The sequence below is a fragment of the Caballeronia terrestris genome, from assembly GCF_001544515.1.
GTDB classification, from domain to species: domain Bacteria; phylum Pseudomonadota; class Gammaproteobacteria; order Burkholderiales; family Burkholderiaceae; genus Caballeronia; species Caballeronia terrestris.
Window position 1 is genome coordinate 1 of sequence record NZ_FCOL02000111.1, and the last position, 9617, is coordinate 9617.

Below are 9617 nucleotides of genomic sequence, written 5' to 3' on the forward strand. Positions count from 1 at the left end.
CTTCAGCATGTTCAACTCCGTTTCCAGAAACACGTTTTACCCCAAAATCGTGTCCAGAAAAATCGGAGGCGGTTCACAACGCGGGTAAGAGACAACAACCGCCGCGGTGTGCGTGGGTTAACAGCGTGGGTTAACCGGGTAAACACCGACCACATACAAGAAACTGTTCGCTATCCTCTATTCAGTTGTGCGAGTCGGACGGTTGGCTGGCACATCTTGCTTGCGCCGTCGCGCATCGAAACATAACTCGGCGATCGCCGACATCTTTCTGTCAGGCAGGAAGACAACATGGTCAAACCCATTCAGATAATGCTATGCACTTTTTCGTTGCTCGTATTCTTCGACGGTGCCCAAGGGCAGACATATGGGTCGGACGCTTCCCTCCCTAATGGACAGGTTGACGCGCGCGGTTGGGTTTCCATTGGATCGTGGCGTGTGTTGTGGAACGCGACGCCGATCAAAGCATCCGACGGAGAGGCAAGTAAGCGCCTACTTGCGAACAGCACTCTGCGCGTCGCTATCGTGGTAAGCGGCAAGGTACAAAGTAGAGGGTACCCAAATGATTCATATCAGACTGCGTTTGCGCGGTTTGTAGATAAAGAGGGCTGCGATAAGCTCGCCGCGCAGGGCGCGCTTTGTATAGAGTTGCCGACGACGAAGTACGTCGAAATGATGGCAGTGATCTCGAAACAACTTGACGCAATCGATAAATCTATGATGGAGAGACTCGCAACTCAGGATCGATTGATAGCCGAATTGAGTTCTGAACTTGCAGCACTTAGGGCCGTGAAACCGAGTCAGTGATGACTATGCGTTCTGTCCTAGCCGCCGTTAGTGCCGCCGCAGTCTTCATACCGTCGGTCCGCGCTGAGGAGCAGAAAACGGTCTACGGTCTTCGGGAGCAAGCCGCTAGGGTCCAGACGGACGCGTTCTCTGCAGCTGCAGATCGATCGGTTGCGCTCAACGCTATGCAGCAACATATTGATGCGGCAAAGCAAGCTGCATGGAAATCTAGCAATGCTGCGGCGACCCTCCGCGTTACGACCTACACAAGCGCCAAGGCAGCTGGAATGATCCCGATCGTCGGAGGGATGGTGGAGGACGCCGACGACAAAGTGTGGCAAAACGTCCAGTCATTTTACGATCGAACTTTCATTGACTACATTCAAACTTCATTAAGCCAGGCGTGGGCAAAAGGAGAGCCAATAGGCGGTTTGACGAGGGAACAAGCCCGACAACGGCTGCTTAATGGGGACAAGATAAACGCGCCTGCGGCGACTGCGTACGTCTCTAACCTGCTTAGGGACAATCGCGGAGATTTTCAAGATTTGCCCGGCCCAATCCAGAACCAATTACAGAACGCTGCTTTGGGCTTCTTGGCGCGAGCGCTTGACGACACTGCGGCGCTTAGTGCTGCAACGGCCGAGGAGGTGCGTCGGCTCGACGCTGCTTTGAAGAAGTATGGTCATGCCCTGCGAGGAAGAGATGAGCGGGAGAAGGCACGGGCACGACGCGCTGATCTACGGGCCGCGTTGAAGCAGGATACTTCGCAGCTCGCTACGGACATGCAACTTACTCCTCTTAACAATGTCCAGAGGGCTGTGCAAACTAGAACTACAACATCGGCTTACTTTAGGGAATCGGCGAATCAGTTAGACGCCATGTCAACCGGTTTCCAGCTAGTTGGGGATGACCGCGCTGCGGCCGCAGCCTCTAAGGCGGCGAAAGCATCTCGTTTCATGCAGAGTTGGCTTCTTGTCTTGGCCGGCGACCCTTTAAGCATCATTCCGACTTTTACGAACGCCATCTCGCTGTTCGGCCAAGCTACGACGGACCCATCGGCGGAGGTTTTAACATCGCTGAGGCAAATCGATGCAAAGATCGATGCTTATCACGCGGAAGTCATGCAGCAGCTCGGGGCGATAAGTTTGATGATTCATGAGCTCCAAAGTGCAGCGGCTTTTCAAGCCGCAGGGGGTACAAACAGCTGCCATACGTGGCTAAGGAACGCTACTGAGCTACGTGCCGACTTGGTGGTCCACGAAGCCGGTAGTCACGGTTCGTTCGGAACAGTGGAGTACTTCTGGCCGCTCTATAGTTTTAACGCTCGACAGATATCCGAAATGCTACGAGATGGACAACTCCAGTCGTGCTTAACGGGGATGCTGACGGTCTTCTCACGTAGTGAAGACTTAAACGCCGCCATCCAGTTGCCGGATGAGAATCCAAGCAACAGTAATCAACTCGCAACACCGAACATATCGCTCAGCAAACAATGGGGGCTAGTGCGGGCATTCGTGAATAACAATTTTCTGCCGGAAAGCAAGACGACTTATCTCAGCGTACGCGATACGTCATCCTCCCTTACGGAGGCTATACCGAGAATGTCGAGTGCCAGTGCCGAGATGTTCCTGCGATTCGGGCGTCTTTATAACCCGGCCGCCGTCGCCAGGCTAGGCAGTTACGCTGCGGGTCTGCACCATTTCTACGCGTTCTCTAAGTGGTCGGAGAATACAGGGAAACTCGTCGTTCAGGATGCCCTGACAGCCACCGAGCTTTCGATCGAGCAGATGCAAGTGCTTTTCGGGGGCCCGATGATTGAGGTGGGGGCTGCAGCACTTACCAATTGGCCAGCGTTTCTCGAAGGAAGATGCCGACAGCTACTAACACGCTGTGACCCTGCGTCAGGCGACCAGATGCGGACGGCTGTTATCGACATACTAAAGCAAAACGGCGTATTGCGTTATAACGTCGGAGCGTCTCTTATATCCAGTCATGCTAGAGCGAAAAATGTTCGAGCGATCTCTTACGGTTTCGTTCTGGAACACGCGAATTCGGTCGGAGATGAGGCGACACTCTTAGCACTTCTAGGAAATGAGTTACCTGGTGGCGGAAAGCCTCGCTGGAATGCAGAACACAGTGAGTGGCATTGGACTTTGAAGGACATCGATCTGCCATTTCCGAGTCCTTCTCAGTTAGCTGATGGAACCCTCAGATTTCCGGCGGCGTTTTACGAACTGCTTCGGATTGGAGACCAACTCGCAACAGAGCTTGCCACTTATGAAATGGCGTTGGAAGATCGAAAAAAAGCGATAGACGCTGCAAAGTCCGTTGATACTTCAATGAGCAAATAACTACTGACCTGGCGAAAGATCGGCGGCGTCGATCGCCTGCCGGACCGTGCGAGCGATGCGACGAAACCAAGAGGATCCCAGGCAGCAGGAAGACGGAGAGCAACCCGCTCTATAATGTGACAGGCAATGTCAGAATAGCTCCGGCATTCTAGGCATTATAGCGGCTCGCCGCCGCTTGAGAGACTAATCCGAGTGTCGATTCGGCTGTCGCGAGACATTCAAACGGTCGAACTCGAGTGGCCGTTTTGGGTCGGGTACCGCTGATCGGCGACAGACAGTAGGAGGACTTACGGCTATTCAATTGAAGCGCGGGCGCCGGGCAAAGTGTAAGCCGATAGTCCGCACGCCAAGGCAGCCATTTGTCGCCTTCGTTCCAATGGCCTGCGGGATTTCATTCCAGTCTATCGAAAGCGCCCGCTTCGAGATCTTTCGTGAAATGCTCTAGCCAGTCGCTTCCGTCGCCGATTGTGTATTCCTTCGCCACCCTCGTCGATAGTCTGGTAACGATGACATACCCCTGCAGACCGAAATTCTCGTCGCCTTTAGGATCGGTTGTATCCGTCTCCTGAAGACTGAAATCATCTCTTGCCTGACCAATGCGCTCCAAAGACGCGAGAAACTCCTTGTGTTCATCCGGTTCCATCAGTCGCATCTTCAGGCTCCCATGTGTCCATTGGAAATATCGCGGCGCCGTGTCTCGATGGGCCGCGACTTGCGCTCAAGCTTAGAAAGCGCACGCGCGGCAGCGATGAGGGTAACTTCGTAATCGGCCCCGCGTGCCCTGCCGCTTGAGCCCTTTCATAATTTCCGACTCCATCGCGGCATTCCACTCCTCACTCGCCTCGATGGCATCCATCTCTTTTTCAACTGAACCTATTGCGCGCTCGGCGGCCGCTTTCGCCCTTTCGCCGATCGTAGAACGCATTAAAGATGTCAACCTTGCGACTATAAAGTTGTCAACTCGGGACTTCGTGCGCCCCGATAGCGTGACGAGCCTTACTCAGTGTGAGTTTGCTGGACGCGAAATAAAGTCGTCAACTCGCTCTAGATGACGCCTTCGACGCACGGCCGCCGACGTATGGCGGCCGACGTATGCCGACCGCATCGGGCAGCACGCGGCGGCGAGTGGTCGCTTATGCAGCTTCAGCGAGTGATGGCGCGCGCCATAGCCGCCGTCTGACCGAATAGAATCGTTGTGCCGGAACTGGCCGGCACACGAGGCATGCACATGATTCCGAAAAGCGCGAACGACAAGCTGAGAAAGTTTTTTGAGGAAGAAGACAGGTGGAACAAGTTTTTTGCAGAAAATCCGGCCCCGTCCTTTCTCGAAGGAAAGTCCCTCGACAACAATCTGGCAGCTCACTGGCGACCGGAGTTCGCGGCAGAGGACATTGAGATGCTTCAGCAACGGCTCAACGAGATCAACGAAATGACCGGTTCTGATCGGGATGCGACAGAAACGGAACGCGAAAAAATCGAAGCTCTAATAGCTGACCTTATCCTAAGACGAATGGGCTGATCGAGTAAAGGCGGCTCAAACACTCAGGCAGCGCCGCCGAGACCGATTCGATAGATGGCTTCGTATCGTTGTGTCGACGCAAACAAACCCATGACGCGCGCGAGGCGCGCCGGCTTTGATGCTCGAAGGCAGGCGGGAGTTTTCTTACACGACTACGCGCGCAAGAGATTCGTGTGACAGGTGTATCAACGCAACTAATCGGTGCCATCCAATATCGCCGGGAGACCGGGAAAGTGCACGTCGCAGCGTTCGCCGTGCGCCGCCGCGTTCCTGCTCGGGCAGTTCGCCAGTTCCGCGCCGATATCCGGCAGCGCGTAATCGCCGCCGAACTGCTCGACGAGCCGCGTCAGTCGGTGGGCCGCGTCGGCTGCAACGTGAGAGTTCTGGGGCGAGTTCACACGCAGCGTTTTTTCATAGAATGAGTGGGTTGCATCATTACCGACACTTGCCGTACACACCGCGCCAACGCGTGGAAAAGGCTTATCAATGACGCCCGCAGATCGCGACCACATCTTCATCAGCTATCGTCGCGACGATGCGCCCGGCGCAAGCGGCCGTCTTTATGATTGGTACCGTGCCGCTGGTCTCGGTGCTGGACACAGTAGCCACAGCGGGCGCAGGACGTTCGCGAGCCGTCTGGTAGCGCAGGGCCATTCCCTTGACACGGTGCAATTGCTGCTCGGTCATTCGCACCTCGACCACGTGGCCCCGTATCTCGAAGTGTCCGCCGCCGACATGAAAGCGGCGCTCGCCGCAATCCTCGATGGCCTGTAATCGAGTGGTGACACGCAGCGGGCAATGTAATAACATTGTGTTGACGCGCCTTGTGTTATGGGATAACATTGTAAATACGGTGAAATCATGAAAACGACGATTCGCAGGATGGGTAATTCGCAGGGCGTGCTGATTCCGAAGCCCGTCCTTGCTCAATTGGGCTTGGAGAACGAAGTGGAAATGGAAGTCGAAAACGGCGCGATTGTGCTGCGTCGTCCACGCCAAAAGGCTCGCGAAGGTTGGGCTGAGGCGAGCAAGGCGCTTGCCGAGAGCGGCGACGACGCGCTGGTGATGGGTGAATTTGGGAACGCCGACGATTCGGAGCTTGCATGGTAGTTCGCGGCGAAGTCTGGCTCGTAGCGCTCGATCCGACGCTAGGAAGCGAGATTCAAAAGACGCGACCCTGTGTCGTAGTATCACCCCCGGAAATGCACGACCATCTGCGAACGGTCATCGTCGCGCCGATGACTTCCAAGGGCCGCCCTGCGCCGTTTCGCATACCGGTGACGTTCAAGCGGAAACAAGGGTTGATCCTGCTGGATCAGATTCGCGCGGTAGACAAGGTGCGACTGGTAAAGAAAGAAGGCGCGATTGCCGATAAAACGATGTTGGACACCCTGCGGACGTTGCAGGACGTGTTCGCGGAATAGGAAAACCGCATGCACGATATAACGTTATCGGTGATCCTAGGTGCTTGGGGCGCAATTCTTTCGACTTTGCTTGCTGGCGTCAAAATTTGGGAGATCTGGAGAGACCGGCATCGAATCGAGATCGGCCATAACTTCACGAGCGATGAGAGTATCGGCCACAGTATTTCAATTCGGAACCTGTCCGGCCGAGCCTTCATACTTTCCTATTGGGAGCTGGTGTACGGCGCCGGGTGTTGGCCGTTCAGGACGTTCGACGGATTACGGTCGCCCGATCACGACGTAAGCGACATTAAAATCGAAGCATACTCGACCTACACATTAAGCTTTTGCGACGAAGACCATTATGGTTGGGGCCCGAAAGCCCTGAAGGGCAGGAAAATTTATATCCGAATGCACGTTGCCGGTCGCAAGCCTATGTTGTGCCTCGTGTACCCCACGGACAGATAGGAAAACAATATGACAGCAGGAGATCTCGAACGCTTGCAGGAACGGCTCGCGAGGGCTGAGTCCGAAAGCGACGTGTGGCAGTGCAAGTCCGGCCACCACTACAAAATGGCCCCGCAATGGTTGAAGCTTTGCGAAAGCAAATTGCCGACATGCAGTCTGCCCAGTCTGGACATCACGGAAAACCGACAGAGCCAAAGGTTCTGGATAACTCACAAGGCTGCTGAAGATGCGATCAGAACTTCTCAAGATGGTGTGGAAACTTCTTCGACCCATCATCGAAGACGCGCTCAAAGACCTGCTAAAGCTCGCGGTAGACCGGATAACGAAATTCGTAACTGATCTTCAACGGGAACGGGCTGAACAAGCGAAGCGAAAGGCCGACGCCGCTGCGGCTGCAAGCAAAGCAAATGCGGACTCCGATCCCATAGAAGCGGCTCGCCAGGCAGGGAAGGAGGAAGCCTGGCGGGAAATCGCTGAGCATTACAAGCGGGACATAGAAGCGCTGCGAGGCGAACTGGCGCAAGTACGTGCAGCTTTACAGTCGAGCGGCAACGCCAGACTGAACGAGGTCGAGGCACACGAGATTCCGCGCCTGGCATCGGACAGCAAATAGCTCGGAAAACGCGATGCTCAAGAAACTTCGTGATGCCTTTTCGCCAAAACTTCCCAATGTCGTTACGTCTCAACCAACGGCCCTCATCGTTGCTTCGATTGCCGTCCGCGACGCTTGGACGAACAACTTGTACGCGACGCAGGGTCTAACGCCGGATTTCAAAGAGCAACAAGCGAAGGGATGGATCGAGAAGTCGATGGAAATCCTAGCCTCGCCCGACCCGATCCTTGCAAATCGGAACGTGCTTGCCGGTTACGTCTTGGAAGCCGCCGACCTTCAGGTTCTTGTTTTGGACCCTGCGCCTGCTGTCGATCCGTCAGGTCTCCGGGGAATTTTGGGCATTTCCGGCGAGCTAAAAGAGCATCTCGACCTGTTGTCGCTGCGCTGTCGGAAGCTGGCCGAGTTTCTGCACGGAATTGGCGCCGATCGGAGTCGCGACGAGAAGTGGAATGCTGTCGTCTATCGTTACCGCATCGTTTGGGCCGGCATGAACATCTTCAATGCGTTGAGGAAGTCGCTCGGAGACGCGCACGGCGATCCATCTAGCGATTGGTTTTGGCCGTTCCTCGCGACTCAGTGCGCGTTTTCTGAGCATATCTACCGAAGCCAGGCAGGTCTCGCACCCTCGCTGCATTCTGATCGCGTGCAATCTTGCGATGTCGGTGATGCGCTTCTCGCCTTCAGCAACCTCGTGCTTGATGGCGTCCAGTATCCCGACTTCGAATGGGAACAAAGGTACGGGGTGAAGTTGCCTCGCCGTGTGTGACAGATCGGAAAACAGGACATGAACAAGATAGGAAGGATAGTCGCGGGCATGGCGCTGCTGTGCTCAACGTTCGAAGTCTATGCGGGGGACGTGATTTACAGATATCGCATGCTGCCCAACCGTCCTCCGGAAGCAATCGTTTCCGGGCTGGTAAACATGACGGACCTGTTGAACAAACCGGGAGACGGCTGTGAGCAATTCATTGGGCTCGTCAAAGTCGAAGGAATACAGTTTTCGTCCAGCGGTGGGTCGATCGAAAGTTTCCGCTTTACCGACCACTTCGGGAACCAGTGGTCCGTTCCGACGAACATCAGCGATCTGTCAAACGCCGCACGATCACAGGCTAACAACTTTATCCGCGTCGGCAAACCGTATTACGTTCAGGTGCAAATCTGCGGAAGCGGCGGCTTTCCGTCCTTGGTCAACATGTATGACGCGACCGTAAAGTTCGGCCACGACTAGGAAAACGATGAAGCGCTTGGAGCGACCTGTATTCTTGTTCTTGCTGTTGGTGGCAATCGGCTGCGCGGTGGCTGCGGTCGACGCTTGGTACGTCGGCAACGCTTCTCAGGGGCGATGGGCGTCTACCGCAGGGCTTGTTACTGCTTTGGCGGGCGTCGTCCAGCTCGAGATCAGCGGGTTGTTCACGAAAGTGATAGATCATTACAGCGACGAGACGAAGTATCCGTACGGTCCGCCTTCGTACATCACGCGGCAGATTATCGATAATCCCGATACGCCGATTCGCACGCAAGTGGGCAACGTCCTCTTCTTCAACATGCGAACGGGATTTTGGTTGATCGTCTGCGGAACCGTCCTGCAGATAATCGGTAGCTGGCTAGCATAGGAAAACAATGAGCGAAACACCACGCCAATTTCGTAGCTCAGAAAGCTTAGCCGAGGAAGCGGTTACCCGTAATGCCATCGCTCCATTCCTCTCGGAGCGCGGCTACCGCGTTTTGATCGATCGGCGTGCGCAGACGGGCACGGCGATCTCACAGTTCGTGCGGGTACAAGGCCCTGATGGTACGGATCTGCAAATGCGCGTTCGTTTGTGCTGGCGCCGGTCGGGCAAGCGGATAAACAACGGCAAATATTCGGCGGCGCAATTACGCGCGAGATTGATCAATGATAGCTGGGATGACACGCTCGCCTTCGTGGTCGAGCGTGACCGAGCGGAGGGCAATACGCATCACCTCTTCGTACAGCGCGACGGTACCGAAATTATGTACGCCGCGCTAATTCCCCGCGAGGAACTCGCGCCTATATGGCGCAGCCAACGCGATGTGAGCGCCGGTTTAATCACGGCGGGCCTCCTTGGTCGAACGTCGAAGAATCACGCCATGAACGGATCCAGTCCGACTATCTGGTTACAGGACGACCGCTGGCCGCGCGCCCATGAGGTCGCGGATGCACTCTGGAATTGGCCGGGCGTCGTCGACTTGGCAAAGGTGCCTGTGGCACCGATTTCGAGGGAGAGTCATGTCGATGACACCTACGATGACTGCCCGGTCGGACATTCATTGGACGTTGGCAGCGATGGAGCCGAGCGTCGTCCCGTAATGCGTTCTGAAGTCAAGAGGGACCAACAGGTTCGCCGTGCCGTGCTTGCGCGGACAGCGGTCTGTGAGCGCGCCGTGTACCGGCTCGGATTGTCTGAACACGGGTTTGCAACTCAGGCGGCCTCTTTCATGGTGGCTGCGTGACGGGCTTC

The 9617-nt window shown here is 55.6% G+C and carries 13 protein-coding genes; 11 read left to right on the plus strand and 2 right to left on the minus strand.

The window, feature by feature from the left end; all coding sequences use genetic code 11:
* Positions 1–288 precede the first annotated feature (288 nt).
* Both AWB67_RS32560 and AWB67_RS32565 read left to right on the plus strand, forming a co-directional pair.
* Positions 289–804 (plus strand): hypothetical protein, encoded by a 516-nt coding sequence (locus AWB67_RS32560; protein ID WP_087660164.1) that lies wholly within the window; start codon positions 289–291, stop codon positions 802–804.
* Positions 804–3134, plus strand: coding sequence for a hypothetical protein (locus AWB67_RS32565; RefSeq protein ID WP_087660165.1), 2331 nt, complete (start codon positions 804–806; stop codon positions 3132–3134). Before AWB67_RS32560 ends, AWB67_RS32565 begins: the two co-directional genes overlap by 1 nt.
* A 391-nt stretch (positions 3135–3525) precedes the next feature.
* On the opposite strand, the gene AWB67_RS32570 is transcribed toward AWB67_RS32565, so the two are convergent.
* Complete coding sequence (locus AWB67_RS32570; RefSeq protein ID WP_087660166.1) at positions 3526–3786, minus strand: transcriptional regulator; 261 nt, start codon at positions 3784–3786, stop codon at positions 3526–3528.
* 576 nt (positions 3787–4362) lie between these two features.
* Between AWB67_RS32570 and AWB67_RS32575 the strand changes: the two genes are divergently transcribed.
* Complete coding sequence (locus AWB67_RS32575) at positions 4363–4653, plus strand: hypothetical protein (RefSeq protein ID WP_087660167.1); 291 nt, start codon at positions 4363–4365, stop codon at positions 4651–4653.
* A 194-nt stretch (positions 4654–4847) separates the two neighbouring features.
* Here the strand turns inward: AWB67_RS32575 and AWB67_RS32580 are convergent, their stop codons facing one another.
* Complete coding sequence (locus AWB67_RS32580) at positions 4848–5051, minus strand: hypothetical protein (RefSeq protein WP_062642864.1); 204 nt, start codon at positions 5049–5051, stop codon at positions 4848–4850.
* Between the two features lie 88 nt (positions 5052–5139).
* Between AWB67_RS32580 and AWB67_RS32585 the strand changes: the two genes are divergently transcribed.
* The 8 genes from AWB67_RS32585 (at position 5140) to AWB67_RS32625 (ending at position 9609) form a co-directional block, all read left to right on the plus strand.
* Positions 5140–5427: a tyrosine-type recombinase/integrase gene (locus AWB67_RS32585; RefSeq protein ID WP_062642866.1), complete on the plus strand. Its 288-nt coding sequence runs from the start codon at positions 5140–5142 to the stop codon at positions 5425–5427.
* 87 nt (positions 5428–5514) lie between these two features.
* Positions 5515–5763: an AbrB/MazE/SpoVT family DNA-binding domain-containing protein gene (locus AWB67_RS32590; protein WP_062642868.1), complete on the plus strand. Its 249-nt coding sequence runs from the start codon at positions 5515–5517 to the stop codon at positions 5761–5763.
* On the plus strand, positions 5757–6077 hold the full coding sequence (locus tag AWB67_RS32595; RefSeq protein WP_062642870.1) for a type II toxin-antitoxin system PemK/MazF family toxin: 321 nt from the start codon (positions 5757–5759) through the stop codon (positions 6075–6077). Before AWB67_RS32590 ends, AWB67_RS32595 begins: the two co-directional genes overlap by 7 nt.
* A 673-nt stretch (positions 6078–6750) precedes the next feature.
* Positions 6751–7137 carry a hypothetical protein gene (locus AWB67_RS41055; RefSeq protein WP_159965052.1) on the plus strand — a complete coding sequence of 129 codons (387 nt, stop codon included), beginning with the start codon at positions 6751–6753 and terminating at the stop codon, positions 7135–7137.
* Positions 7138–7150: 13 nt separating this feature from the next.
* On the plus strand, positions 7151–7903 hold the full coding sequence (locus AWB67_RS32610) for a hypothetical protein (protein ID WP_062642878.1): 753 nt from the start codon (positions 7151–7153) through the stop codon (positions 7901–7903).
* 18 nt (positions 7904–7921) lie between these two features.
* Positions 7922–8365, plus strand: coding sequence for a hypothetical protein (locus tag AWB67_RS32615; protein ID WP_125477785.1), 444 nt, complete (start codon positions 7922–7924; stop codon positions 8363–8365).
* Between the two features lie 7 nt (positions 8366–8372).
* On the plus strand, positions 8373–8750 hold the full coding sequence (locus AWB67_RS32620; RefSeq protein WP_062642882.1) for a hypothetical protein: 378 nt from the start codon (positions 8373–8375) through the stop codon (positions 8748–8750).
* 7 nt (positions 8751–8757) lie between these two features.
* Positions 8758–9609, plus strand: a complete 852-nt coding sequence (locus AWB67_RS32625; RefSeq protein ID WP_087660169.1) for a hypothetical protein — start codon at positions 8758–8760, stop codon at positions 9607–9609.
* The last annotated feature ends 8 nt before the right edge of the window (positions 9610–9617 follow it).

Coding starts and splice junctions, on each gene's coding strand:
- AWB67_RS32560 (WP_087660164.1), top strand. CDS start 289: ATGGTCAAACCCATTCAGATAATGCTATGCACTTTTTCGTTGCTCGTA.
- AWB67_RS32565 (WP_087660165.1), top strand. CDS start 804: ATGACTATGCGTTCTGTCCTAGCCGCCGTTAGTGCCGCCGCAGTCTTC.
- AWB67_RS32570 (WP_087660166.1), bottom strand. CDS start 3,786: ATGCGACTGATGGAACCGGATGAACACAAGGAGTTTCTCGCGTCTTTG.
- AWB67_RS32575 (WP_087660167.1), top strand. CDS start 4,363: ATGATTCCGAAAAGCGCGAACGACAAGCTGAGAAAGTTTTTTGAGGAA.
- AWB67_RS32585 (WP_062642866.1), top strand. CDS start 5,140: ATGACGCCCGCAGATCGCGACCACATCTTCATCAGCTATCGTCGCGAC.
- AWB67_RS32590 (WP_062642868.1), top strand. CDS start 5,515: ATGAAAACGACGATTCGCAGGATGGGTAATTCGCAGGGCGTGCTGATT.
- AWB67_RS32595 (WP_062642870.1), top strand. CDS start 5,757: ATGGTAGTTCGCGGCGAAGTCTGGCTCGTAGCGCTCGATCCGACGCTA.
- AWB67_RS41055 (WP_159965052.1), top strand. CDS start 6,751: ATGCGATCAGAACTTCTCAAGATGGTGTGGAAACTTCTTCGACCCATC.
- AWB67_RS32610 (WP_062642878.1), top strand. CDS start 7,151: ATGCTCAAGAAACTTCGTGATGCCTTTTCGCCAAAACTTCCCAATGTC.
- AWB67_RS32615 (WP_125477785.1), top strand. CDS start 7,922: ATGAACAAGATAGGAAGGATAGTCGCGGGCATGGCGCTGCTGTGCTCA.
- AWB67_RS32620 (WP_062642882.1), top strand. CDS start 8,373: ATGAAGCGCTTGGAGCGACCTGTATTCTTGTTCTTGCTGTTGGTGGCA.
- AWB67_RS32625 (WP_087660169.1), top strand. CDS start 8,758: ATGAGCGAAACACCACGCCAATTTCGTAGCTCAGAAAGCTTAGCCGAG.